23 protein-coding genes and 1 tRNA gene are annotated in these 23,852 nt (G+C 68.7%); 14 read left to right on the top strand and 10 right to left on the bottom strand.

All coding sequences use genetic code 11. The features are described 5' to 3' along the window. The first annotated feature begins 160 nt into the window (after positions 1 to 160). A complete protein-coding gene (locus A6I89_RS19420) occupies positions 161 to 628 on the top strand; it encodes a GtrA family protein (RefSeq protein ID WP_013414539.1) in 468 nt (155 codons plus the stop codon). 88 nt (positions 629 to 716) lie between these two features. Further along, positions 717 to 1,568 (top strand): LLM class F420-dependent oxidoreductase, encoded by an 852-nt coding sequence (locus A6I89_RS19425; protein ID WP_013414540.1) that lies wholly within the window; start codon positions 717 to 719, stop codon positions 1,566 to 1,568. On the opposite strand, the gene A6I89_RS19430 is transcribed toward A6I89_RS19425, so the two are convergent. Genes A6I89_RS19430 through rfbA form a run of 3 tightly spaced genes read right to left on the bottom strand, consistent with a single transcriptional unit; the run spans position 1,569 to position 4,166 of the window. Beyond that, positions 1,569 to 2,687, bottom strand: coding sequence for a S1C family serine protease (locus tag A6I89_RS19430; protein ID WP_022593428.1), 1,119 nt, complete (start codon positions 2,685 to 2,687; stop codon positions 1,569 to 1,571). Positions 2,688 to 2,691: 4 nt separating this feature from the next. Then, positions 2,692 to 3,288: a dTDP-4-dehydrorhamnose 3,5-epimerase family protein gene (locus tag A6I89_RS19435; protein WP_022593430.1), complete on the bottom strand. Its 597-nt coding sequence runs from the start codon at positions 3,286 to 3,288 to the stop codon at positions 2,692 to 2,694. Positions 3,289 to 3,290: 2 nt separating this feature from the next. Beyond that, positions 3,291 to 4,166, bottom strand: coding sequence for a glucose-1-phosphate thymidylyltransferase RfbA (gene rfbA / locus A6I89_RS19440; RefSeq protein WP_005516267.1), 876 nt, complete (start codon positions 4,164 to 4,166; stop codon positions 3,291 to 3,293). Between the two features lie 210 nt (positions 4,167 to 4,376). Between rfbA and A6I89_RS19445 the strand changes: the two genes are divergently transcribed. The 7 genes from A6I89_RS19445 to A6I89_RS19475 all read left to right on the top strand — a co-directional run bounded on the left by A6I89_RS19445 (position 4,377) and on the right by A6I89_RS19475 (position 13,326). Next, entirely contained in the window at positions 4,377 to 5,759 is a 1,383-nt protein-coding gene (locus A6I89_RS19445) for an MFS transporter (RefSeq protein WP_022593432.1), read from the top strand. Positions 5,760 to 5,790: 31 nt separating this feature from the next. After that, on the top strand, positions 5,791 to 6,786 hold the full coding sequence (rfbB, locus tag A6I89_RS19450) for a dTDP-glucose 4,6-dehydratase (protein ID WP_005516265.1): 996 nt from the start codon (positions 5,791 to 5,793) through the stop codon (positions 6,784 to 6,786). A 115-nt stretch (positions 6,787 to 6,901) separates the two neighbouring features. Continuing rightward, positions 6,902 to 7,546, top strand: coding sequence for a pentapeptide repeat-containing protein (locus A6I89_RS19455; RefSeq protein WP_022593434.1), 645 nt, complete (start codon positions 6,902 to 6,904; stop codon positions 7,544 to 7,546). Positions 7,547 to 7,654: 108 nt separating this feature from the next. Continuing rightward, on the top strand, positions 7,655 to 8,599 hold the full coding sequence (locus tag A6I89_RS19460) for a glycosyltransferase family 2 protein (protein WP_022593436.1): 945 nt from the start codon (positions 7,655 to 7,657) through the stop codon (positions 8,597 to 8,599). Continuing rightward, a complete protein-coding gene (locus A6I89_RS19465) occupies positions 8,599 to 9,036 on the top strand; it encodes a GtrA family protein (RefSeq protein WP_022593438.1) in 438 nt (145 codons plus the stop codon). Before A6I89_RS19460 ends, A6I89_RS19465 begins: the two co-directional genes overlap by 1 nt. Positions 9,037 to 9,121: 85 nt before the next feature. After that, entirely contained in the window at positions 9,122 to 11,368 is a 2,247-nt protein-coding gene (locus tag A6I89_RS19470) for a hypothetical protein (protein ID WP_049909930.1), read from the top strand. Positions 11,369 to 11,436: 68 nt separating this feature from the next. After that, positions 11,437 to 13,326, top strand: coding sequence for a glycosyltransferase (locus A6I89_RS19475; protein WP_022593442.1), 1,890 nt, complete (start codon positions 11,437 to 11,439; stop codon positions 13,324 to 13,326). A 12-nt stretch (positions 13,327 to 13,338) separates the two neighbouring features. On the opposite strand, the gene A6I89_RS19480 is transcribed toward A6I89_RS19475, so the two are convergent. From A6I89_RS19480 to A6I89_RS19500, 5 genes are all read right to left on the bottom strand, one after another. Next, positions 13,339 to 14,199 carry a class I SAM-dependent methyltransferase gene (locus A6I89_RS19480; RefSeq protein ID WP_005516257.1) on the bottom strand — a complete coding sequence of 287 codons (861 nt, stop codon included), beginning with the start codon at positions 14,197 to 14,199 and terminating at the stop codon, positions 13,339 to 13,341. A 106-nt stretch (positions 14,200 to 14,305) separates the two neighbouring features. Further along, the gene (gene glfT1, locus A6I89_RS19485) at positions 14,306 to 15,217 is read right to left on the bottom strand and encodes a galactofuranosyltransferase GlfT1 (protein WP_022593444.1); all 912 of its coding nucleotides are present in this window, start codon (positions 15,215 to 15,217) and stop codon (positions 14,306 to 14,308) included. Next, a complete protein-coding gene (gene wzt / locus A6I89_RS19490) occupies positions 15,214 to 16,032 on the bottom strand; it encodes a galactan export ABC transporter ATP-binding subunit Wzt/RfbE (RefSeq protein WP_005516255.1) in 819 nt (272 codons plus the stop codon). Before wzt ends, glfT1 begins: the two co-directional genes overlap by 4 nt. Positions 16,033 to 16,052: 20 nt before the next feature. After that, the gene (gene wzm / locus A6I89_RS19495) at positions 16,053 to 16,934 is read right to left on the bottom strand and encodes a galactan export ABC transporter permease subunit Wzm/RfbD (RefSeq protein ID WP_044990301.1); all 882 of its coding nucleotides are present in this window, start codon (positions 16,932 to 16,934) and stop codon (positions 16,053 to 16,055) included. 54 nt (positions 16,935 to 16,988) lie between these two features. Beyond that, on the bottom strand, positions 16,989 to 17,561 hold the full coding sequence (locus tag A6I89_RS19500; RefSeq protein ID WP_005516251.1) for a bacterial proteasome activator family protein: 573 nt from the start codon (positions 17,559 to 17,561) through the stop codon (positions 16,989 to 16,991). Between the two features lie 136 nt (positions 17,562 to 17,697). Between A6I89_RS19500 and A6I89_RS19505 the strand changes: the two genes are divergently transcribed. Continuing rightward, positions 17,698 to 18,900 (top strand): cysteine desulfurase-like protein, encoded by a 1,203-nt coding sequence (locus tag A6I89_RS19505; protein WP_013414548.1) that lies wholly within the window; start codon positions 17,698 to 17,700, stop codon positions 18,898 to 18,900. A 9-nt stretch (positions 18,901 to 18,909) separates the two neighbouring features. Here A6I89_RS19505 and A6I89_RS19510 read toward each other — a convergent pair whose 3' ends face one another. Further along, positions 18,910 to 19,905: an NAD(P)H-quinone oxidoreductase gene (locus A6I89_RS19510; protein ID WP_022593448.1), complete on the bottom strand. Its 996-nt coding sequence runs from the start codon at positions 19,903 to 19,905 to the stop codon at positions 18,910 to 18,912. A gap of 389 nt (positions 19,906 to 20,294) precedes the next feature. Between A6I89_RS19510 and A6I89_RS19515 the strand changes: the two genes are divergently transcribed. Both A6I89_RS19515 and A6I89_RS19520 read left to right on the top strand, forming a co-directional pair. Further along, entirely contained in the window at positions 20,295 to 20,729 is a 435-nt protein-coding gene (locus A6I89_RS19515) for a MarR family winged helix-turn-helix transcriptional regulator (protein WP_044990345.1), read from the top strand. A 42-nt stretch (positions 20,730 to 20,771) separates the two neighbouring features. Then, positions 20,772 to 20,861: transfer RNA gene (locus A6I89_RS19520), tRNA-Ser, on the top strand. Between the two features lie 54 nt (positions 20,862 to 20,915). Here A6I89_RS19520 and A6I89_RS19525 read toward each other — a convergent pair. Continuing rightward, on the bottom strand, positions 20,916 to 21,257 hold the full coding sequence (locus A6I89_RS19525) for a TraR/DksA family transcriptional regulator (protein ID WP_022593450.1): 342 nt from the start codon (positions 21,255 to 21,257) through the stop codon (positions 20,916 to 20,918). A gap of 295 nt (positions 21,258 to 21,552) precedes the next feature. Here A6I89_RS19525 and A6I89_RS19530 point away from each other — a divergent pair, with 295 nt between their 5' ends. Together A6I89_RS19530 and A6I89_RS19535 are read left to right on the top strand one after the other, a co-directional pair. Beyond that, positions 21,553 to 22,554: an alpha/beta hydrolase gene (locus A6I89_RS19530; RefSeq protein ID WP_022593452.1), complete on the top strand. Its 1,002-nt coding sequence runs from the start codon at positions 21,553 to 21,555 to the stop codon at positions 22,552 to 22,554. 202 nt (positions 22,555 to 22,756) lie between these two features. Next, the gene (locus A6I89_RS19535; RefSeq protein ID WP_022593454.1) at positions 22,757 to 23,839 is read left to right on the top strand and encodes an ABC transporter ATP-binding protein; all 1,083 of its coding nucleotides are present in this window, start codon (positions 22,757 to 22,759) and stop codon (positions 23,837 to 23,839) included. Positions 23,840 to 23,852: the final 13 nt, after the last annotated feature.

Genomic DNA, 23,852 nt, shown 5'->3' on the forward strand with positions numbered 1-23,852 from the left:
CGGAGATGTGGGGCTCGAGAGCGGCGTAGTCGTACGGCAGATCGGGCAGCGTGTAAACGGTCATGACGTTGATCTTGCAACCTCGAGTGCACTCGAGGTCCAGGGCCCTGTGCGGGATGTCACGCCGGTGTGCCCGGCGCGGGTCGCCTAGTCTCGTTGCGTGTCCGGAAGCCCCCACGCCCACGATCCGCATGCGCCGCTGCCGGTCGAGATCCCCGTCACCGATTCCCTCGCCGACGAGTCCCTGGACCTCAAGACGCAGATCGTGCGCTTCGTGCTCACCGGTGGCCTGTCGGCGGTCGTCGACTTCGGGCTGTACCTGCTGCTGCTCGCCGTCGGGCTGCCGCTCAACCTCGCCAAGGCCATCAGTTTCATCGCCGGCACCACCACCGCGTACCTGATCAACCGGCGCTGGACGTTCAAGGCCGAGCCGAGCCGGGCTCGGTTCGTCGCCGTGGTCGTCCTGTACGCGCTCACGTTCGCCGTGCAGGTCGGACTCAACGGACTGATGGCCCACGTCTTCCCGGACGAGTGGTGGCGCATTCCGCTGGCCTTCGTAATCGCGCAGGGCACCGCGACAGTGATCAACTTCGTCGTCCAGCGTGCTGTGATCTTCAAGATTCGATAGCTGTCTGGACAGCTGTCTGTAGAGTCTTCCGATCCGGAGTGGAACCGGTTACATTTCCTGGTACCGACCACCCCGGAGGAGTCAGATCGTGCGCTACGGCATCAGCCTGTTCACCAGTGACCGAGGCATCACTCCCGCGACCGCCGCACAGGCCGTCGAAAAGTGCGGGTTCGACGCGTTCTACGTGCCCGAACACACCCACATTCCGGTCAACCGGGCGTCGAACCATCCCGGCACCGGCACCGACGCGCTGCCCGACGACCGCTACATGCGCACCCTCGACCCGTGGGTCGCGCTCGGCACCGCGGCGTCGGTGACGTCCCGGATCCGGCTGGGCACATCGGTCGCGCTGCCGCTCGAACACGACCCCATCACGCTCGCCAAGACCATCGCGTCGCTCGACCACCTGTCCGGCGGCCGCGTCACGTTCGGGGTCGGCTACGGCTGGAACGCCGAGGAACTCGCCGACCACGGCGTCGACCCCAAGAAGCGCCGCACCGCGCTGCGCGAGTACCTCGAGGCGATGCAGGCGCTGTGGACGCAGGAGGAAGCGTCCTACGACGGTCAGTTCGTGAAGTTCGGTCCCAGCTGGGCGTGGCCCAAGCCGGTCCAGCAACCCCGCCCGCCGGTCCTCGTCGGTGCGGGCGCGTCGGAGAAGACGTTCGGGTGGATCGCGCGCTCGGCGGACGGCTGGATCACCACCCCGATCGAGCAGGACATCGAGGACAACGTCACGTTGCTGCGCAAGATCTGGGCGGACGCCGGCCGCACCGGGCAGCCGGAGATCATCGTCCTGGCCGGCAAACCCGACGCCGACAAGCTCGCCCGCTGGCAGGACCTCGGCGTCAGCGAGGCACTGTTCGGCATGCCCGACGCCGACGAGGAACAGGTGCTCGCCTACCTGCAGCGCCTGGCGTCCAAACTGGGCATCGGCGGCTGATCAGCGCGGCGGACCTTCCGTCAGCACCATCGAGCCCGACCGCTGCGCGCCGGTGGCGTCGATCCACCCGACGTCGACGACGTCACCGGGGTGCAGCGCGATCATCCGGACCGTGAGGTCGGACGCCGTCCGGATCGGGACGCCGCCGAACTGCACGATCACGTCGCCGCGCGCCAGGCCCAGCCCGTCGGCGGGGGAGCGGTAACTCACCTGCACGATCTGCGCGCCGGCCGGAGTCCCCGTCTGTGGTTCGACGTGGTCGCGCACGCTCACGCCGAGCTGCGGGGTGGGGCCGATGTGCACCGAATCGGACGGGCGTCCCGCGAGGATCTGGTCGACCACCTCCAGCGCCGAGTCGATGGGGATCGCGTACGACTTCGGTGCGGGGGCCGACGGCTCGTCCCGCTGGACGGCGTTGCCCGCGCTGCTCACGCCGATCACCTCGCCGAACGCGTCGACCAATGGCCCACCGGAGTCGCCGGGCCGGACGTCGGCGTTCACCTCGATGAGCCCGGCCAGCTCGTTGCGGGAGCCGTCGACGGAGTTACGGGTGAGCACCGTGACCCCGAGCCGGGTGACCGCCCCCGGCGCCGATTGCGGGACACCACCGCCCTCTGCGTTTCCGATCGCGGTCACCGGATCGCCGACACCGGCGGTCCGCGACGACCCGAGCGCGGCGGGTGGTAGCGCCGCGCCGCCGGGCAGGCGCAGAACCGCCAGGTCGCGGGAGCTGTCGTAGCCGAGGACCTCGACCGGGTAGGGGGTGCCGTCGCGCATGCTCTCGGCCGTGATGTCCGTCCCGCCATCGATCACGTGGTGGTTGGTGAGCACGATGGCGGCAGGTCCCGCCGGACGCAGCACGATCCCGGTGCCCGCCGTCGTGCCCAGTCCCGTCCGCGTCGTGACGGTGACGATCGTCGGGACGACGCGCTCGGCGATCTGCTGCGGGGCGAGGGGGACGGGCGGCGGTGGGGGCGGTGGCGCGAGGGCCGTCGTCGCCTGCGCCTGCTTCGGGACGTCGAGTGTGCCGTGTTCGAGAGGAATTGCCAGGAGTGCGAGGCCCACTGCGGCGAGCACTGCGATCGCAGCGCTGACGCGGCGCACCCCGAAGGCACTCATCGGCTCACTCGTGGCCCTCCCGGTAGACGGGCAGCAGACCCGCGTCGCGAGCCTGCTGAAGGGTCGGCGCCGCCAGGTCCTTGTCCGACAGCGTCCACTGCAGTGAGCTGCCGTCGCGGCCGACGACCGGCCAATCGATACCGATGCCCGGATCCAGCGGGCTCACCTCGTGCTCGCGGTCCGGGGCGTAGCCCGTGGAGCACAGGTAGATCACCGTCGAATCGTCCGCGAGGGACAGGAACCCGTGGCCCAGCCCCTCGGAGATGAAGACGGCGCGGCGGTCGACGTCGTCGAGCAGCACCGAATCCCACTGTCCGAACGTCGGCGAGCCCACCCGCAGGTCGACGACGACGTCGAGGATCGCGCCCCGCACACACGTGACGTACTTGGCCTGGCCGGGCGGGACGTCGGCGAAGTGGATGCCGCGCAACACGCCGGCCGCCGACACCGAACAGTTGGCCTGAGCCAGATCGAGGGTGCGACCGACGTTCGCGGAGAAGCCGGGCTCCTTGAACCATTCGAGGAACACCCCGCGGTGATCGCCGAACTGTCGGGGCGTGATCTCCCACGCCCCCGGAACCTTCAACTCCCGATAATCCATGGTCACCATTCTCGGCCGCGGTCGAGCAACCCCAGCAGGTACGTGCCGTAACCGGACTTGACCAGCGGTTCGGCGCGCTCGCGCAGTTCGTCGTCGGAGATGAATCCGCGCCGCCACGCGACCTCTTCGGGCACACCGATCTTGAGGCCCTGCCGCTGCTCGATGGTCCGCACGTAGTTCGACGCGTCGAGCAGGGAGTCGAACGTGCCGGTGTCGAGCCAGGCCGTGCCGCGCGGGAGCACCTCCACCTGCAGCCGTCCGGCCTCGAGATACGTGCGATTGACGTCGGTGATCTCGTACTCGCCGCGCGCCGAGGGCGTCAACTCCCGCGCGATCGTGACGACGTCGTTGTCGTAGAAGTACAGCCCCGGCACGGCGTAGTTCGACCGCGGCACCGCCGGCTTCTCCTCCAACGAGACTGCGGCGCCGGTGTCGTCGAACTCGATGACGCCGTACGCGCCCGGATCGGACACCCAGTACCCGAACACCGCGCCGCCCTTGACGTCGTGGAAGCGGGTGAGCGTGGTGCCCAGGCCGGGACCGTAGAAGATGTTGTCGCCCAGGACGAGGGCCACCGAGTCGTCGCGGATGTGGTCGGCACCCAGCACGAACGCCTGCGCCAGACCGTTCGGCTCGCGCTGCACCTGGTAGCTCAGCGAGATGCCGAACCGGGAGCCGTCGCCCAGCAGATTGCGGAACTGTCCGGCGTCCTGCGGGGTGGTGATGATCAGGATGTCGCGGATTCCGGCAAGCATGAGCGTCGAGAGCGGGTAGTAGATCATCGGCTTGTCGTAGACGGGCACCAGCTGCTTGCTCACGCCCAGCGTGATCGGGTGCAGCCGGCTGCCGGTACCGCCAGCCAGAATGATTCCGCGCATGTAGAGCAGTGTTTCACGGGCGACGGTGGGAGATCGCGGGAGTGGCGAGGCCGGTCGGCTACGACGCGATTGTCGGGGTGCGTCGCTCCTCCGCGCGCGGGCCCGCCGCTCGTTGTGCCAAGCGGAGTCGGACATGTCCCGTTAGCGTCGAAAACGACCGATGAAGAAGGTCTGCCTACCGCAGACCCCACGTCTGAAGGGGCCCTACGCATGCAGGAATCGACGTACGGTCCCGCGCGCCAGAAGACTGGCGGCGCCACCGAACCGGGCGTTGACGTGGACCAGCGGACGCTACGCAAGGCGATCGCCGGCTCGGCTATGGGCAACGCGACCGAGTGGTTCGACTACGGCGTCTACGCCACGACGGCCACCTACCTGACCCAGAACTTCTTCCCGGGGCACCTCGGCTCGATCGGCACGATGCTCGGCTTCGCGGTCTCGTTCGTGCTCCGTCCGCTGGGCGGCATGATCTGGGGTCCGCTGGGCGACCGGCTCGGCCGCAAGGCTGTGCTGGCGACGACGATCCTGCTGATGTCCGGCGCGACCGCGTTGATCGCGGCGATCCCGTCGTACGCGTCGATCGGCATCGCGGCACCGATCCTGTTGATCCTGCTACGCGTGGTCCAGGGCTTTTCCACCGGCGGCGAGTACGGCGGCGCGGCCACGTTCATGGCCGAGTACGCGCCCGACGACAAGCGCGGCCGGTACGGCAGCTTCCTGGAGTTCGGCACCCTCGGCGGGTTCGCCGCCGGCACCGCCGTGGTGATGCTGTGCGAGCTGATGATCTCCGACGACGACATGGCGTCGTGGGGCTGGCGGATCCCGTTCCTGATCGCGCTGCCGCTCGGGTTGGTCGGCTGGTTCCTGCGCAGCAAGCTCGACGAGTCGCCGGTGTTCGACGAGGTGGACGCGCAGGGCGACAGCCAGAACTCGATCCTGGGTGGCCTCGCCGATCTGCTGAAGAACTACTGGCGCCCGATCCTGGTGCTGACCGGCATGGTCGTCGCCCTGAACGTGGTGAACTACACGCTGCTCACGTACCAGCCCACCTACCTGGAGTCGACGCTCGGCCTGAGCACGCAGTCGACGACGGTGATCATCCTGATCGGCGAACTGGTCATGATGGCGTGCATACCTTTCTTCGGGCGCTGGTCGGACACGCTCGGCCGCAAGCCCATGTGGTGGGGCTCGCTGATCGGCTTGCTGATCGCTGCCGTGCCGATGTACTGGCTGATGGCGCAGGGATTCGGGTGGGCACTGCTCGCGTTCGCGGTGCTCGGGCTGCTCTACCTGCCACAGCTGGCGACCATCTCCGCGACGTTCCCGGCCATGTTCCCCACCCAGGTCCGCTACGCCGGCTTCGCGATCGGCTACAACGTCTCGACGGCCGTCTTCGGCGGCACCGCCCCACTCGTCAACGACGCGGTCATCCACTCGACGGGCTGGAGCCTGTTCCCCGCGATCTACATGATGGGCGCGTGCGTCATCGGCCTCGTCTCGGTGGCCTTCCTCCGCGAGACCGCGGGTGTCTCCCTCCGCGGCACGTCGATCCCGGGCGAGGAGGAGCAGACGCCGGAACCGGTGCGGGCATGAGCGGTCCGCGACCGTCGGTAGTCTCCCCGGTATGAGGCTGCTCGTCACCGGTGGCGCCGGGTTCATCGGTGCCAATTTCGTCCACCAGACCGTCGCGGAACGGCCCGACGTCCGGGTCACGGTCCTCGACGCGCTGACGTACGCCGGCAACCGGGCCTCGCTCGACGCGGTCGCCGATCGGATCGACTTCGTGCACGGCGACATCGCCGACGCCGACACCGTCAACCGCCTGGTGGCCGATTCCGACGCCGTCGTGCATTTCGCGGCCGAGTCGCACAACGACAACTCGCTGGCCGACCCCTGGCCGTTCGTGCGGACCAACGTCGTGGGCACGTTCACGCTGCTGCAGGCCGTGCGGGACCACGACGTCCGCTACCACCACATCTCGACCGACGAGGTGTACGGCGACCTCGAGCTGGGCGATCCGGGGCGCTTCACCGAAGCCACCGCCTACAACCCGTCCAGTCCCTACTCGTCGACGAAGGCGTCGAGCGACATGCTGGTGCGGGCCTGGACGCGATCGTTCGGGATCCGGGCGACGCTGTCGAACTGCTCCAACAACTACGGCCCCTTCCAGCACGTGGAGAAGTTCATTCCGCGGCAGATCACGAACCTGCTCGACGGCGTCCGCCCCAAGCTCTACGGGCAGGGCCGCAATGTGCGCGACTGGATCCACGTCGACGACCACAACCGCGCCGTGTGGACCGTCCTCGAGAAGGGTCGGATCGGGGAGACGTACCTGATCGGTGCGGACGGCGAGGTCGACAACCGCACCGTCATCGCGATGCTGCTCGAGATCTTCGGGCGATCCGCCGACGACTTCGACTTCGTCCCGGACCGGCCCGGCCACGACCTGCGGTACGCGATCGATTCGACGCGGCTGCGCACCGAGCTGGGGTGGGAGCCGCGCTACCGGGACTTCCGCAGCGGTCTCGAGGCGACCGTGCAGTGGTACCGCGAGCACCCCGAGTGGTGGCGTCCGGCGAAGGCCGCGACCGAGGCCGGATACGCGCGCACCGGGCAGTAGCCGCAGCCTGCGCGAAGCCGTCGATCCGGCCACGGCGACGGACGTCACGCGGTAGCGTCACCAGCATTCGCGTCGGGATCTGTCGCTCAGGGGACGAACCGGAGGGGGCGCTCGTATGGGGGCCGGACCGAAGAACACTGCCGCACCGAACAGCACTGCCGCACCGAACAGCACTGCCGCACCGAACAGCACTGCCCGCCGGCGTCGTGCGTGCCGGGCACTCGTGGTCGCATCCGCGCTCGGGGCGGTGGCCCTGGGCTCCGCCGGCACCGCCGCCGCCGACCCGGTCGCGGGCGCGCCGGCCTGCGCGCCGTTCCGGGTGGAGGGACTGCTGGCCAACGCCACGGCCACCGTCGCGCCGGGCCTCGAACTTCCCGTGCCGTGCCAGGATGCGGTCGGCGTCGGCTACGTCGGACCCGCCGAGATCCAGGCCGGCGCCATCGGTTCGGCTGTCGCCGCCGGACTCGGCAGCCTGGGCCTGCTCGCCGCGAGCAGCATCGACTGGAACAACATCGGCCCCGACAACACCGGCTCCTTCAACCTCGGGTGGGCCAACACCGGGTCCAACAACGTCGGATCGGCGAACACCGGCTCCGGCAACGTCGGGTCCGCGAACACCGGCTCCGGCAACGTGGGGTCGGCGAACACCGGCTCGGGCAACCTCGGGTCCGCGAACACGGGGTCGTTCACCTACGGCTCCCTCAAGACCGGCATCGGGTCGATCGCCGCGGGTTCGCTCGGGATCGGCACGCTGAGCTGACATCGGGGCGCAGGGACCCGCGCGCGGTAACCCCCTAAGCTGGGGGTGCCCGGCGTACCTGCGGCGGCGGCCTCGCAGGGTGCGTGGGTTTATCGAGGAGATTGTCGAATGCTGTTGTCCGTCGTGGTGCCGTGCCACAACGAAGAGAGTGTTCTCGAGGAGCTCGTCCGGCAGGTTCTCGACACCCTCGAGGACGCGGACGTCGAGGCGGAACTCGTTCTCGTGGACGACGGCAGCCGGGACGACACCGTCCGGCTCATGCGCGAGATCAACGCGCGCGATCCCCGTTGCCGTTTCATCAGCTTCAGCCGCAATTTCGGCAAGGAAGCGGCGATGCTGGCCGGGCTCCGATACGCACGCGGCGACGCCGTCGTGATCATGGACGCCGATCTGCAGCATCCCCCGCATCTGCTGCTCGACATGCTGCGCCTGCACGGCGAGGGGTACGACCAGGTGATCGCCCGGCGCACCCGGGAAGGGGACGCGCTCGGCCGCACCCTGGTGTCGCGGCTGTACTACCGGCTCGTCAACTCGCTGGTCGACGTGAACATGGAGGACGGCGCCGGCGACTTCCGCTTGCTGAGCCGCCGCGCGGTCGACGCTCTGCTGCAGATGCGCGAGTACAACCGGTTCTCCAAGGGCATGTTCTCGTGGATCGGATTCCCCACTGCGACCGTGGACTACCACAACGTCGCACGTCAGGGCGGTGGCGAGAGCAAGTGGAGCTTCCGGAGACTGCTCAACTACGGCATCGACGGCATCATGTCGTTCAACAATGCGCCGCTGCGGCTCGCGGTCTACCTGGGCGCGGTCGTCACGGCGGTCTCGTTCGTGTACGTCGTCGCACTGGTCATCGCGGCCCTGGTGCACGGTGTCACCGCGCCCGGCTACGTCACGCTGATCGCCGCGATCACCGGTATGGGTGGTCTGCAACTGCTGTTCCTCGGCATCATCGGCGAGTACGTGGGGCGGATCTACTACGAGACCAAGCGGCGACCGCACTTCCTGGTCGCCGAGACCGAGCCGGGCGGCCGTGAGGTGGAGTCGCAGTGATGCGGCACATCCTGCGGTTCGGGGTGGTCGGGGTCGTCAACACCGGCGTCTACTACGCGCTGTATCTCGTGTTCAACACGGTGATGCCGTACCTGGCCGCGCACCTGCTCGCGATTGCGATCTCGATGGTCGGCTCGTTCTTCCTGAACTGCTACTGGACGTTCAGGACGCGGCCGACGTGGCGCAAGTTCGCGCTGTTCCCGCTGACCAACGCCACCAACTACATCGTGACGACGGTCGGCATGGTGCTGCTCGTGACGTTCCTCGGCGTGGACGACCGGATCGCCCCGCTCATCGCTGCGGTCGCGGCCATCCCGGTCACCTTCCTGCTGTCGCGCCGCATCCTCACGCATCAGCCGGCGTCGACGGTGACGGTGGTCGAGACAGCCGACGGTCCCGGCGCGAACTCGGCCGGAAGCCCGACCGAGCGCCACTGACGCGGTCCCCGACGATTCCGGAACCCGCTCGTCACTGACTTATGCTCGCCCGGATGTCTGTGAGGGGTACGAACCAGTGACGGCAGTGACGACGCAGAGGAGCACGGTGGACGGCGGGCGGGCGACGGGCCTTCGGCGGCTGAACGACCGCTTACCGGACTGGGCCGTCGCGATCGGGGTCGGACTCGTCACCGCGGTGGTCGCCTCCATCGCCCAGTGGCGGGGCAGCTTCTTCTTCTACGTCGGCGACCAGCACGAGCAGTTCGCGCCCATGTGGCACATGTTCGGCGAGAGCCTGCGCGACCGCCAGTGGCCGACGATGGACCCGTCCGGCTGGATGGGCGGCAACTACGCCGCCGAGGGGCTGGACGGTATCTGGAACCCGCTCAACTGGGCGAACTTCCTCCTCGTGTCGCGGTTCGACAACCTGTCTCTGGCCGCGTTCGTGGTGATGATCGAGATCCTCGCGATCCTGGCGGCCGGTGTCTTCCTGCTCGCACGCGAGTACGGCGCGCGTCGCAGCGCAGCGATCATGGTGGCCGTCGCCGTCCCGGTCTCCGGTTTCACCCTGTGGTACGAAGCGTCGGGGTGGCCGGCCGGGCTGATGGCGTTCACCTGGATCACGCACTTCTGGTGGGCGACCCGCCGCTTCTCGCGGGGCGGCACCAATCCGCTGGTGCCCTTCCTGTTCGGGTTCCTCGCGATGACCACCGGAAACCCGTACGCGACGCTGGGCGCGATCGTCGTGCTCGCCGCCGTCGGCATCGAACTGCTGCTCGCCCGGGGTTACGGGCGCCTGGTGCAGGTCGCGGTGATGGGCGCGTGTGTGGGTGCGACGGCGCTGCTGGTGTTCCTGCCGCTGCTCGGCAGTAGCGACGTCACGACCCGGGACTCCCTGGCGGCCATCGCGAACGACACCTTCCTGGTGCCGGACCTCGGTGACATCGCCGCGAGCAGTTCGCCCACCTACCTGCCCTCGATGTCGACGTGGGCCGGTGGCCGTCTCGAGGCCAACCCGACCACGTATTTCGTGTGGTTCGCGCTGCCCCTGCTGCCGTGGATCCGGTGGCGGGAGCTGCGGGCCCGCACGGTGGGCGCGGTCAGTGTCTTCGTCGTCGGCGGCTTCTATCTGGTGGCGACGCTCGCGCCGTCGAACGTGTGGTTGTTCCGCTGGCCGGTGCGGTTGGTCGAGTACCTCTATCTCGCGGGCGCGGTACTGCTGGCCCTCGGGCTCTCGTCGGGCCTGGCCCGTGACCACGTGCGACGCCGGGCCGTCACGACCGCGGTGATCGTCGCCGCGGGCGCGTACCTGTCCTGGGCCGTGCGTCCGGACGAAACCCCGACCCATCTGCTCGGACTGGCCGTCACGGCCCTGCTGGTCACGGCGCTGCTGGTCGCGTTCCGGCGGGCCGGCGCCGCAGCGGCGGCGTCCGTGGCCGTCGTCGGTACCGCCGCAGTCCTGTTCCTGCAGTCGAGTCTGCTGCCCGCACCGGCCCCGAAACCGGACCAGCCGCCGGCACCGGCGACGGCGGCGCCGGCCTTCCATCTCCCGCGGGTCACCGCGGGCACGTCCGGTTATCGCGGCACCGTGCTGCAACTGGCCGCGCTGGACCGCACCGGACCGGAGGACGCCCGCAACGGCGAGATCCTGTTCGGCAATCTGCCGCGCGCCGCGGGTGTCGAGGCGATCGCCAGCTACACCGGCATGGGGTTCGCCGAGTTCGCCGAAGAACTGTGCATGGACTATCGGGGCGCCACCTGCGCCGCGGCCTACGACCGGCTCTGGCAGTCGGCCGACGATCGGACGCCCGCCCCGTTGATCGACGTCATGGGCGTCTCGACTCTGGTGTTGCAGCGGGCGCTGCTTCCCGAGGTCGCGGCCGGTGACCCTCCGCCCGGCTGGCACGTCGCCTACGACACCCCGGTCCGGGTCGTGTGGGTCCGCGACGTCGTTCTGCCGGAGGCCGGGCGGGTCACGTGGGCGTCCCCGGGGGTCGAGGTGACCGCGGAGTCCTCGGCTCCGGCCCGCGCGGAGATCCGATTCTCCGCCGACGAGCCGGGACACATCGTGTTCGCGCGGCTGGCGTGGCCGGGGTACACCGCGGCCGTGGACGGCCGAAGTGTCGATCCGTCCGACGGCCCTGCCGGGTTGCTCGCGGTGGACGTGCCGGCGGGGGAGCACACCCTGGTCGTCGAGTACCGGTCGCCGGGACTGAGGTTCGGCGTCGCCGCAGCTCTGGGCGCGTTCGCCGTCGTGCTGGTGCAGACAATTCTCTGGTACGTACGTCCCCGGCGGCGGTCCGCGAGTCCGGAGCCGTCGGACGCCGCTTGATACCCTCGAGCGACGGAACGGCCGGGTCCGGACCGGAACAGTCGTGGGAATGTACATGTAGGAGCGGGATGAGCGAGTCGGCGTCGGTGGTACCTGTGGACGGGAGCACGGCAGCTGTTCGCAGCGCCCTCCACGAGCATCCGGCGTCGGGTCGACTGGTGGTGCAGCGAGGCGTCTTCACAGGACCGACGCCCCGGGTGAAGGACGAGCTCTACGCCTCCATCACGTCGGGGTCGGCGCATCGGGAGCGTTTCGAGCTGCGGCTGGACAAGGGTGCGGTCGTCGACACCGACACCTACTTCGGGCGTTTCGCGGCCAGCTACTACCAGCGATGGACCACGGTCACCGAGGTCGAGGTGTCGTTCGCGTACGACGCCGCCGGTGTCTCGCTGGCGTTGCTGCGGGGATCCGACTCGGGCGGCAACACCCGGACCATCGCGACCGTCGAGGTGGACGGGGCGGGAACGGCGCGTCTGTCCGCGAAGCTCGACATGTTCCTCGACGGTGGCTCGCTGTGGCTCGAATTCCGGGCGGTGGACGGTCCGCTGGGCGTCCGCGAGTGTGAGTGGACCGTGCCGGCGCCCGCCGTCATCCGGCCCGCCGCGATCGCCATCTGCACGTTCAATCGTGCGCAGGATTGCGCGGACACGGTTGCCGCCATCGCCGGCGACGAGCAGATGTGCGCCGGGATCGACGCCGTCTACGTCGTCGATCAGGGCACCGACCACGTGTCCGAGCGTGAGTCGTTCGCCGCCACGGCGGACAAGCTGGGCGACAAGCTCGTCTATCTCCGACAGCCCAATCTCGGTGGGGCGGGCGGCTTCACCCGCGGCATGTACGAGGTGACGGCCGTCAACGAACACGCCAACGTCATCCTGATGGACGACGACATCCTGTGCGAGCCGGAGACGGTGCTGCGGATGAATGCGTTCGCGAACGTGACGACGGAGCCGACCCTCGTCGGTGCCCAGATGCTCTACCTGATGAATCCGCAGAACCTGCACGTGAGCGCCGAGGAAGCGGATCTGGGGAAGCTGCGTGCCGGCCGCTGGGCCGCGAATTCGCTGCACGACGCCAACCTGATCAAGAAGCGTCAGGAGAAGCGCGTCGACGCCGGGTACAACGCGTGGTGGTCCTGCCTGATCCCCGCCGAGGTGGTCTCGCGCATCGGACTGCCGATTCCGATGTTCTTCCAGTGGGACGACATCGAGTACGGAATCCGCGCCCGCGCAGCAGGTTTCGTCACCGTGACCCTCCCGAACGCCGGTGTGTGGCATGCGGACTTCCACTGGAAGGATCGGGACGACTGGGCCAAGTACTTCAGTGTGCGCAACTCGCTCATCGTCGCGGCCCTGCACAGCGACTTCGACACGAAGTCCTTGAGCGTGACCCTCGGCCGGGAGATCAGCCAGTACCTGGTGTCGATGCAGTACGGCCTGGCGCACACCACGTTGCGCGGTATCGAGGACTTCCTCGCCGGCCCTGACGTGCTCCAGGACGGCGGGCAGGCGGTCCTCGGTGCGATCCGCAAGGAACGCGCCCGGTTCCCGGAGACGGTGAAGCACCCCGCGAACGACGTCCCCGGTATCCGGTCGTCGGATCTGGTGACCCGGGTGGCGGGCCCCGAACCCGATTCGGCCCGTGAGGACCTGGTGCTCGCGAAGCGCGTCGCGATGCAGTGGCTGGGGCGCACCCAGCACGGCATCGCGAACATCCCCGCCGCCGACGCGCACTGGTGGCACGTCTCGCTCTTCGACCACGCGGTCGTGACCGATGCTTCGCAGTCGGGGGTGCGTGTCCGTCGCCGCGACAAGGACCTCGCGAAGGAGATCACCGCCCGGATGGCGGCGCTGCTCAAGCAGTTCCGGGAGCAGGGTGCGACCGTCCAGCAGCGTTACCGCGACGCGTTGCCCGAACTGACCGCCCGGGAGAACTGGGCTCGGCTCTACGGAAAGTAGTTCGCCGCAGTCCTATTCGCGGATGCGGACCACGACCTGTTCGTGGTCCGCGGTGTAGGCGAGGTAGTCGAACGGGACGCCGGTGCGCTCGACGAACTCCGTCCACGCCCGGTGTTCGTGGTTCTGCCAGCCCGGGTAGTTGAAGTACTCGTCGAAGACGAGGACCGAACCGGGCACCAGCCGGTCCTCGAGGAGGTCGAGCACCGCCCGGGTCGACGAGTACAGGTCGGCGTCGAGGTGGGCGAACGCGACCGGCCCGGGATGCTCGTCGAGGAAACCGGGCAGGGTGTCCTCGAACAGTCCCGACACCAGTCGTGCGCCCGGCACCGTCGGCTGGGACTCCTGTGCGAACTCGCCGGCCGGGAAGCCGGTGCGCCACGCCTCGGGCAGGCCGGTCCACACGTCGAAGCCCCACACGTCGTGCCCCGTGGCGCGTAGGGACTCGCTGACGATCCGCAGCGTGGTGCCGCTCGCGACGCCGAACTCGAGCGCCAGGCCGTCGACCTTGACCAGCTCCAGCGCGTACCGGAGCGTGTCGTGCGGGTGCCAGAACACCGGTGCCGTCGGCATGTGGTCGAGCACGAACTGCGCGCTCTCCGCTGTCGCCCGGATGTCGAGAGCGTGCGTGATGTCGCGGCGGGCGCGCTGTTCCAGGACGTCGAGTCGTTCGCTGATCGCCGCTACCTGGCCGCGGGTCTGCGCGAGCTCGTCGAGGACCCGCCGGGTCTCCGCGTTGTGTGCGGTGAGCTCCGCGAGTATCTGGTCGTGTCTGTTCTCGTGCTCGATCCGCGCCTGGCGGTCGGACTCCCGCACCACCTCGGCGACCGCCCGCTGCATCTTGAGCCTGGCCGACTTCCGGAACCGATCGAACATGCGTGGGAACCCCTCTCGCGTGCGTACGTCGAGTTCGCACTCATGCTGCCAGGGTCGGACGGACCTTGCCGGGATGAATCTCGGGGTGAGTCGGGTCGCCGGCGGGTCAGGGGCGCTGGAACCGCTCCCGCCGGCCCAGCCCACGCAGGCGCATCCACTCGACGAAGCCCTTGGGGTCGCGCCGGTTCACCAGGAAGTACCAGCCGAATCGCGCGTACTCCTGGGGCAGCAGCCGGCGCATGCCCGGCTGGGACATGAGGTAGCCGCGGTTGCGGTACGTGAAGAAGCGTTTGGTCTCGTTGTCGGGGTACTGCGTGTGCATCCGGCCGCCGAGGATCGGCTTGAACTCGTCGGCGCCGTCGGGATGCACGTAGGCGGTCTGCAGGCACGTGCCGAACGGCAGCCCCGACCGGACCAGGCGGCGGTGCACCTCGACCTCGTCGCCGCGCACGAACAGGCGCAGGTCCGGGACACCGACGGTGTCGATCGCGGCGGCCGAGAACAGCGCGCCGTTGAACAGCGACGCGATGCCGGGCAGCAGATCGTCGTCGCCGAGTTCGGAACGCAGCCGCTTCCACTCGACGCCGCGGCGGAGCGGAAACGCCAGCCGGTCCGGGGCGTCGATGTCGCACACGACGGGGGAGACCTCCGCCAGGCCGTGCCGCTGCGCGCACGCGAACAGCGTCGCCAGGACGTCGGGGCCCTCGGGGCGACCGTCGTCGTCGGCGAGCCACACCCAGTCCGCACCCAGCGACAGCGCGTACAGGATGCCGAGCGCGAAACCGCCCGCCCCGCCGAGGTTGTGCTTGGAACCCAGGTACGTGGTGGGGACGTCGGCGCTCTCGACCAGTTCGCGGACGTCGGCCTCGTCGGCGTTGTCGACGACGACCAGGTGATCGAGGGGGCGCGTCTGCCCGGCCAGCACCTTCAGGGACTGGGCGAGCAGCTCGCGGCGCTTGTGCGTGACGACGACGCCGATGATGTTTTCGCTGTTCGTGTCACCGATCGTCTCGGTCACGACGCCCGCTCCTCGTCCTCTTCTCGCTTCATGTCCGCGATCACCTGGCGGACGTGGTCGGCGGCGTCGTCGCCCTCGTAGGCGCGGACGACGTCCTCGATCTCGCCGTGCTGGCGCACCTGGCCGTGGTCGATCCACATCGCGCTGTCGCACAACTGCGCCAGGAACTCGTTGGAGTGGCTGGCGAAGACGAGGATGCCGGAGCGTTCCACCAGCTTCTGCAGCCGGATCCGGGCCTTCTTCATGAACTCGGCGTCGACGGCGCCGATGCCCTCGTCGAGCAGCAGGATCTCGGGGTCGATGCTGGTGACCACGCCCATCGCGACGCGCACGCGCATACCCGTCGAGTAGGTGCGCAGCGGCATGCTGAGGTACTCGCCGAGTTCGGTGAAATCGGCGATCTCGTCCATCTTCGCGAGCATCTGCTTACGGGTCTGCCCCAGGAACAGGCCGCGGATGATGATGTTCTCGTAGCCGGAGATCTCCGGGTCCATGCCGACGCCGAGGTCGAACACCGGCGCGACGCGGCCGCGGACGCGGGCGCTGCCACGGGTGGGTTCGTAGATGCCGGACAGCAGCCGCAGCAGCGTCGACTTGCCGGCGCCGTTGTGGCCGACCAGTCCGACGCGGTCGCCCTCCTTGAGTGAGAGGGTGATGTCCTTGAGCGCCTCGACGACGATGACGTCGGAGTCGTTGCGGCCGATGGATCCGCCCGCCTTGCCGAGGAAAGCCTTCTTCAGCGAGCGCGACTTGGCGTCGAAGATCGGGAAGTCTACGCACGCATTCCGCGTCTCGATGCTCACGTTGCCGGTCATGTCAATTACTCCTCGGACCCCTAGACCCAGTAGGCCACGCGGGCCCGGTACTTGCGCAGCGCGAACAGCGCGATCGCCCAGCCGACGGCGGTGATGGCCAGCACGATGTACCAGTGGTAGGCCTGCTGGTCCTTCCCGAGCATGGGCGCGCGGACGATCTCGAGGAAGTGGAACAACGGGTTGAGCTCGGCGATCTTCGCGCGGTCGGCGACCTGCCCGCCCTGGGCCTTGAGGGCCTCGGTGGACCAGAAGATCGGGGTGAGCACGAACAGCAGCAGCGTCAGGCTGCCGAGGATCGGTGCGATGTCGCGGTAGCGGGTGGCGAAGATGCCGAACACGATCGACACCCACAGCGCATTGAGCACCAGCAATCCGAGAGCCGGGATCGCGGCCAGATCGGGCCAGGTCAGGTTCCGCCACACCCCGAACGCGACCAGCATGATCACGTAGATCAGCAGGTTGTGGGCGAAGAACAGGATCTGCCGCCACACCAGTCGGTAGACGTGCACACTCAGCGCCGACGGCAGCTGCTTGATCAGGCCCTCGTTGGCGATGAACACCTCGGAGCCCTCGAGGATCGACGCGCTGATCATGGCCCACACGATCAGGCCGACGGTGACGTACGGCAGGAACTCCTTGATCGACATCCCCAGCAGCGCCGAGTACAGGATGCCCATCGCGGTGGCCTGTACGCCGGTGGCGATCGTGATCCAGAACGGACCGATCACCGACCGGCGGTACCGCTGCTTGATGTCCTGCCAGCCCAGGTTCAGCCACAACTCGCGCTGCGCGAAGCCGTCCCGGAGGTCCTTGAACGCACGACGGAACGTCTGCGAATCGGACACGACGACGTCGGCGTCGGCGTCGGACGCCGGTTCGTGATCCAAGGCTGCTGCTGACACGAGTTCCGAGCCTACCGCTCGCGTCGGAAGAACCCGCGTGACCGTCGGGTCGGGTTACAGGTACTGACCGGTCCCTCCGGGAGCGGGACCGTCGTCCGGGACCTGCATCCGGTGCTGCGGACCCATGCTCATGCCGGGCGGTAGCGCACCCTGCCGCATCTGCTCGAGCTGTGCGCGCGCCGCCATCTGCTGCGCGAACAGGGCCGTCTGGATGCCGTGGAACAGCCCCTCGAGCCAGCCGACGAGCTGTGCCTGCGCGATCCGCAGCTCCGCATCGGTGGGCACCGAGTCGTCGGTGAACGGCAGCGTGAGCCGCTCGAGTTCCTCCCGCAACTCGGGTGCCAGACCCTGCTCGAGTTCCCGCACGGACGACTTGTGGATCTCCCGCAGCCGGGTGCGGCTGGCGTCGTCGAGAGGCGCCGCCCGCACCTCCTCGAGCAGTTGCTTGATCATGGTGCCGATTCGCATCACCTTCGCCGGCTGTTCCACCATGTCGGTGAGCGAGTCGCCGTCCGCTCCCTCGGGGGCGGCCGTCTGGGCGCTCCCGTCCTGGGTGGGCCCGGCAACGGGCACGGGGTGGCCGTCGGGGCCGATGACGAGCACACGTTCGTTCTCCGGTTGCGTCATGGCTCCATCTTGTACGGTTCCGTAGCGGATTGGCGAGGGCGGGTTGGTGGTGTCGAAAGTGTCGTGTGCTAGCACGCATTCCGAAAAGTCGGATCTGAATCACAGGGTGTTGACATCGGGTCCTAGAGTGTCGGGCATGGCTTTCGACGTTGCCCGGGTACGGGGACTGATCCCGTCGTTGGGCGACGGATGGGTCCACCTCGATCCACAGGCCGGCATGCAGATCCCCGACGCGGTGTCGCGCACCGTGTCGACGGCCTTCCGCGCATCCGCGTCGTCGGCCGGTGGGAGGCACGTGTCGTCCCGGCGCAGCGCGGCGATCGTCGCCGCCGCACGCGAGGCCGTCGCCGATCTGGTCGGCGGTGATCCCGCCGGTGTCGTGCTCGGGGCCGATCGGGCGGTGCTGCTGGCGTGGCTCGCGGAGTCGCTCAGTTCACGGTTGGGGCTGGGCACCGGACTGGTGCTGTCCCGGCTGGACGAGGAAGCCAACGTCGCCCCGTGGCTGCGGATCGCGAGCCGCTACGGCGCGCAGGTCCGTTGGGCCGAGGTGGAGATCGAGACGTGTGAGCTGCCGAGCTGGCAGTTCGCGGAACTGATCCAGCCGACGACCCGGCTGATGGCGCTCACCGCCGCATCGCCGATCGTCGGTTCGGCGCCCGCGGTCCGTGTCGCGGCCGACCGGATCCACGAGGTGGGGGGCCTGCTGGTGGTCGACGCCGTCGGCGCCGCGCCGTACGCGCACCTCGACATCAACGAACTGGGCGCCGACGTCATCGCGGTGAGCGCGCCGTCGTGGGGTGGCCCGCAGGTCGGTGCGCTGGTGTTCCGCGATCCGACGCTGCTCGACCGCATCCCGGCGGTCTCGCTCAACCCGTACGCCCGCGGCGCCGAGCGAATGGAGGTCGGCGGTCACCAGTTTGCGCTGCTGGCCGGGCTGACCACGTCGATCGACTTCCTCGCCGGGCTCGAGGAGACCGCGACCGGCAGCCGTCGGCAGCGCCTCGAGACGTCGATCAGTTCGCTGCAGGCCTACCACGACCAACTGTTCGACTATCTGTTGCGCTCGCTCGACGCGCTGCCGCAGGTGACCGTGATCGGCCGGTCGCCGCTCCGGGTGCCGACGCTGAGCTTCACCGTCGCCGGTGTACCCGCCGACAAGGTGGCGGCGCACCTCGCCGACAACCGGATCGCGACCGTGAGCGGTCCCCAGAACGGCGGCCGGCTGCTCGACGCGCTGGGCGTCAACGACGAGGGCGGCGCGATCACCGTAGGCCTCGCGCCGTACACCACCCGTTACGAGATCAACCAGCTCGTCAAGCACCTGTCGGCGCTGGGCTGAGCCGCCCCGTCAGTCCTCGCCGACGGTGAGGACCACCTTCCCGACGGTGTCGGGGGAATCGAGCAGCTCGTGCGCCGTCGGCGCCTCGGTGATCGGCAGTTCCGCCGACACCACGGGCACGACGATGCCGTCGCCCACCAGCGGCCACAGCTTGTCGCGCACCGCGGCGATCACGGCGGCCTTGCTCGACGGCCCGGTCTCCGGACGTCCCCGCAGGCCCGTCGCGAGCACGCGGGCACGCTTGCCGAGCAGCTTGCCGATGTCCAGTTCGCCCTTGCGGCCGCCCTGCATGCCGATGATCACCAGCTGGCCGTCGGGCGCGAGCGCGTCGATGTTGCGATCCAGGTACGACGCCCCCATGTTGTCGAGGATGATGTCGGCGCCGCGCCCACGGGTGGCTTCGCGCAGCACCTCGACGAAGTCGGCCTCGCGGTAGTTGATCAGGATTTCGGCGCCCAGTTCGGCGCAGCGCTCGAGCTTGTCGGCGGATCCGGCGGTGACGGCGACGCGAGCACCGAGCGCCTTACCGACCTGGATGGCGTGGGTGCCGATGCCCCCGCCGCCGCCGTGGACCAGCAGCACCTGGCCGGCGTGCAGACCGCACTCCATCACCAGGTTCGACCACACGGTGCACGCCACCTCCGGCAGCGACGCCGCGGCCCGCAGGTCCAGCCCCTCCGGCACGGGCAGCAGTTGAGTGGCGGGAACCGTGACCTTCTCGGCGTAACCGCCGCCGGCGAGGAGCGCGGCGACGCGGTCGCCCACCTTCCAGCCGTGCACGTCGGGGCCGATCTCGGCGATCACCCCCGAACACTCGAGGCCGATGATGTCGCTCGCGCCGGGCGGCGGCGGATAGAAGCCCTGTCGTTGCAGCAGATCGGCGCGGTTGACTGCGGTGGCGGCCACGTCGAGGAGGACCTCGCCGCGGCCGGGCGTCGGATCGGGAACCTCGGACCAGGACATCACGTCGGGTCCGCCGGGCTCGGAAACTGTGATCGCGTACATGTCCCCGACGCTAGTCCGGTCGCGCCGTCCCCACCGCGCGAGTGTTCCCCGCTCCGGCACGGCGCCCGACATGCGGTTCGATTCCGAACGGACAAACCGTGGTGGGCAAGGCAACTCGTCGTCCTGCCGCCCCGGCGCCCGAGGACCGAACCGGTCTCCTCTTTTCGTCCGAAAAGTGTTGTCCACGAACAGGAAGAATGCGCGCGTGTCGGGAATGTCGTTGGCGGAACAGGATCCGGAGAATGGGGTCGACCGGTTTGACAAACCTCACGAAACTCGCGCGAGTGTGCTGCACACTGTCGAACGACCGATAGCACTACGATGCATTCGTGACAGCAGATGCTCGAGTAACCACGGGTGCCGGGGTGGCGTGGCTCGGTGCCGAGGAAATGCGCGCGTGGCGCGGTTTCATCGACGGCAGTCAACAACTGATGGCGGTGCTGAACCGGGAGTTACAGTCCGCGCACGACATGTCGCTCGCCGAGTACCGGATCCTCGTGATGCTGTCGGAGTCGACGGACGGCGCGCTGCGCATGAGCGACCTCGCCGACGGTGTGCTGTCGTCGCGCAGCCGACTCACCCACCAGATCCGCCGGATGGAGACCGAGGGCATGGTCGAGCGCAGCCAATGCGTCGAGGACGGGCGCGGTGTGCTCGCGGTCATAACCGACGAGGGAAGGCGTCGTCTCTCCGAGGCTGCGCCGACGCATCTGGCCGGTGTCCGCCACTACCTGATCAACCTGCTCGACAAGCAGGAGATGCGGGTCCTGGCGAACGTCTTCGACAAGGTCGACAACGCCATCGGCGACCGCGCCGTCGGCTGAGCGGTTTCACGCGCCACCGTCCGTGCGGTTAGGATCCCCCACGGAAGCGTGGCAGAGCGGCCGAATGCACTCGCCTTGAAAGCGAGCGTGGCGTCAAACCCACCGGGGGTTCAAATCCCTCCGCTTCCGCCACTGGCCCCTCATCTGCACCGCAGGTGAGGGGCCTTCTTGTGGTGTGGAGAAGCGCTAGCCGGCGCATCCGATGCACGTGCGGGCGCCGGGCAGGGCGTCCAGCCGCGCCTCGCCGATCAGGTTTCCGCAGCGGGCGCAGACCCCGTAGGTGCCGTCCTCGATCCGTTGCACGGCCGCGTCGAGTTCCTCGAGTTCGCGGCGTGCGTCGGCGAGCAGGGCGGCCACCTGGGCGCGCTCGAACGCGATGGTCGAGCCTTCGGGGTCGTGTTCGTCGTCGTCGGTCGTGAATTCGGAACCCTCGACGATCGCGGTGAAGCGTGCCGAAAGGGACTCGATGCGTCGTTCGGTGTCGGCTCGTTCGGCGGCGATCCGGGCGCCGTGATCCGGAGCGGACATCGGTGAACCTCCAGCACGAGGACTGACAGGGAAGAAGAAGAGCGGACCGATGCGCTCGGTCGCCTCACGGCGAAAGGCGCAACGCGGCTCCAGCCGAACGGAACTCCGCGAAGGCAGATAATTGAGCCCGGGGGACACGGAGCGCATCGATCCGAACAGGTCAACGCCGTCCCCTGTGGGGGTATTCCAAACGTTCGGAGTGATGTAGGCCACCCGTCGGCCGTTGCCCGGCGGCGGCTCGGATCCGTACGTACCGTGGGTGTCCACCGATACCCAGGGGGAGGGCGGAGGAACGATGGGTCGAGCAGCAACGACGGTCGCGGGGGTCGTCCTCGCGCTGTCGATGTCCGGGCCGGCGGTCGTGGCACAGGCCGCGCCCGTCGAACAGACGCCGCCGGTGGCCGAGGCGGCCGCGCGCGTCGACCACGTGGTGAGGATCGACGACCGGCGCACCGCACTGTTCGTGTTCTCGCCGGCGATGGACAAGATCGTGCAGGTGCAGATCCTGCATCCGGACGGGAACGCCGAGCGGCCGTCGCTGTACCTGCTGGACGGCGTCAGCGCCGGATCCGAGTCCGACTACACCGAGAGCACCTGGACGCAGAAGACGGACGTCGTCGACTTCTTCGCCGACAAGAACGTCAACGTAGTGCTCCCGGTCGGTGGCACGGCGAGCTATTACACCGACTGGGAGAGAAACGATCCGGTGCTGGGCACGAATCGGTGGGAGACGTTTCTGACGAAGGAACTCCCGCCGATCGTCGACGGACGCTTCCACGGCAACGGGACCAACGCGATCGCGGGACTGTCGATGGGCGCACAGGGCGCGATGACGCTCGCCACCCGGAACCCCGATCTCTATCGCGGCGTCGCCGCGCTGAGCGGCTGCATGGACACCGGCCGCGTCGAATCGCAGGCGGCGGTGCGGGGCACCGTCGCGTCGAAGGGCGGCGACGCCGACAACATGTGGGGTCCGTCCGGCGACCCAGCGTGGCCCGCCCACGATCCGACGGTGAATGCGGAAACACTGCGCGGCAAGGACATCTTCGTCTCGACGGGCAACGGACTCGCGGGTCCGTACGAGCTGGGCGCGCCCGACGCCGTCGAGAAGGTCGTGGTGGGTGGACCGCTGGAGGCGGCCTCCAACTCGTGTACCCAACTGTTCGAGGCGCGCCTCTTGCAGCTCGGTATTCCGGCCACGTTCCTGTTCCGCCCGTACGGAACCCATTCGTGGCCGTACTGGCAGGACGACCTACACGAGGCCTGGCCGACTCTCTCGCGCGCGCTCGGCGCGTGAGCTCGTCGTCAACGAGGAGCGCGCACGTGTCGACAGAGCCGGGCGTATCGGTCTTCGCCGATTCGAAACGCTCGGTTGATCGTTCACCGTGACCTCGCCGGAACACTCCAATGCGTTCACTTCCTCACGCTCCAATGGCGGCGGGCGTTCGCCCTGTCACCACGGATCGTCGGGCACGTTCCTGCCCGTGAAAGGAAGTCCCATGGCTACCGTCACCTTCGATGGAATCACCCGCCGCTATCCCGGCGCCGACCGTCCCGCGGTCGACGCGCTCGACCTCGACCTCGACGACGGCGAATTCCTGGTTCTCGTAGGGCCTTCCGGCTGCGGAAAGACCACATCTCTACGCATGCTGGCAGGGCTCGAAGATGTCGACGACGGGCGGCTGCTCATCGGTGACCGGGACGTCACGGAGGTGGACGCGAAGGATCGGGACATCGCGATGGTGTTCCAGAACTACGCGCTCTATCCGCACATGACGGTCGCCGACAACATGGCGTTCGCCCTGAAGATCGCCGGAGTCTCCAAGGAAGAGCGCCACCGCCGGGTCGTCGAGGCAGCGAAAATGCTCGATCTCGAGCCGTACCTCGAGCGAAAGCCGAGGGCGCTCTCCGGCGGTCAGCGTCAGCGTGTCGCGATGGGCCGCGCTATCGTGCGGAGTCCGCTGGTCTTCCTGATGGACGAGCCGCTGTCGAACCTCGACGCGAAGCTGCGGGTCCAGACCCGCAACCAGATCGCGCAACTCACCCGTCGGCTCGGAGTCACCACGCTGTACGTCACCCACGACCAAGTCGAGGCGATGACGATGGGCGACCGGGTAGCCGTGCTCGACGGTGGCATCCTGCAGCAGGTGGACTCGCCCAGAAACCTGTACCAGCGGCCGGCGAACCGATTCGTCGCCGGGTTTATCGGCTCGCCGGCGATGAGCCTGCTGGACTTGCCGTTGACCGACGGCGGCGCGGACCTGGGCAGTGCGACGGTGCCGATTGCCCGCAGCGTCCTCGGCAGGACGGCGGCGCAGACGGTGACGGTGGGCGTGCGGCCCGAGGGTCTGCGCCTGTGCACCGACGGTGCCGGCGTGGAGATGGTCGTGGACGTCGTCGAAGAACTCGGCGCCGACGCCTTCGTCTACGGGCACGTCCAGGTCGATGACACGCGACACGACTTGACGGTGCGGACGGAGGGTGATCGCTCGGTGCCGATCGGTTCGACGGTTCGCGTCCTCCCGGAGCCCGACGCGCTGCACGTGTTCGACCATGACAGCGGGATGCGGCTGAGCGCGTGATCGCGGGAGTGGG

The sequence above is a fragment of the Prescottella equi genome (assembly GCF_002094305.1).
Classification (GTDB): domain Bacteria; phylum Actinomycetota; class Actinomycetes; order Mycobacteriales; family Mycobacteriaceae; genus Prescottella; species Prescottella equi.

Coding starts and splice junctions, on each gene's coding strand:
- A6I89_RS19500 (WP_005516251.1), bottom strand. CDS start 17,561: ATGACGCAACCGGAGAACGAACGTGTGCTCGTCATCGGCCCCGACGGC.
- A6I89_RS19505 (WP_013414548.1), top strand. CDS start 17,698: ATGGCTTTCGACGTTGCCCGGGTACGGGGACTGATCCCGTCGTTGGGC.
- wzt (WP_005516255.1), bottom strand. CDS start 16,032: ATGACCGGCAACGTGAGCATCGAGACGCGGAATGCGTGCGTAGACTTC.
- A6I89_RS19455 (WP_022593434.1), top strand. CDS start 6,902: ATGGGGGCCGGACCGAAGAACACTGCCGCACCGAACAGCACTGCCGCA.
- A6I89_RS19530 (WP_022593452.1), top strand. CDS start 21,553: ATGGGTCGAGCAGCAACGACGGTCGCGGGGGTCGTCCTCGCGCTGTCG.
- A6I89_RS19515 (WP_044990345.1), top strand. CDS start 20,295: ATGCGCGCGTGGCGCGGTTTCATCGACGGCAGTCAACAACTGATGGCG.
- A6I89_RS19465 (WP_022593438.1), top strand. CDS start 8,599: ATGCGGCACATCCTGCGGTTCGGGGTGGTCGGGGTCGTCAACACCGGC.
- A6I89_RS19535 (WP_022593454.1), top strand. CDS start 22,757: ATGGCTACCGTCACCTTCGATGGAATCACCCGCCGCTATCCCGGCGCC.
- A6I89_RS19435 (WP_022593430.1), bottom strand. CDS start 3,288: ATGGATTATCGGGAGTTGAAGGTTCCGGGGGCGTGGGAGATCACGCCC.
- A6I89_RS19510 (WP_022593448.1), bottom strand. CDS start 19,905: ATGTACGCGATCACAGTTTCCGAGCCCGGCGGACCCGACGTGATGTCC.
- rfbA (WP_005516267.1), bottom strand. CDS start 4,166: ATGCGCGGAATCATTCTGGCTGGCGGTACCGGCAGCCGGCTGCACCCG.
- A6I89_RS19430 (WP_022593428.1), bottom strand. CDS start 2,687: ATGAGTGCCTTCGGGGTGCGCCGCGTCAGCGCTGCGATCGCAGTGCTC.
- A6I89_RS19445 (WP_022593432.1), top strand. CDS start 4,377: ATGCAGGAATCGACGTACGGTCCCGCGCGCCAGAAGACTGGCGGCGCC.
- A6I89_RS19460 (WP_022593436.1), top strand. CDS start 7,655: ATGCTGTTGTCCGTCGTGGTGCCGTGCCACAACGAAGAGAGTGTTCTC.
- A6I89_RS19525 (WP_022593450.1), bottom strand. CDS start 21,257: ATGTCCGCTCCGGATCACGGCGCCCGGATCGCCGCCGAACGAGCCGAC.
- A6I89_RS19475 (WP_022593442.1), top strand. CDS start 11,437: ATGAGCGAGTCGGCGTCGGTGGTACCTGTGGACGGGAGCACGGCAGCT.
- rfbB (WP_005516265.1), top strand. CDS start 5,791: ATGAGGCTGCTCGTCACCGGTGGCGCCGGGTTCATCGGTGCCAATTTC.
- A6I89_RS19480 (WP_005516257.1), bottom strand. CDS start 14,199: ATGTTCGATCGGTTCCGGAAGTCGGCCAGGCTCAAGATGCAGCGGGCG.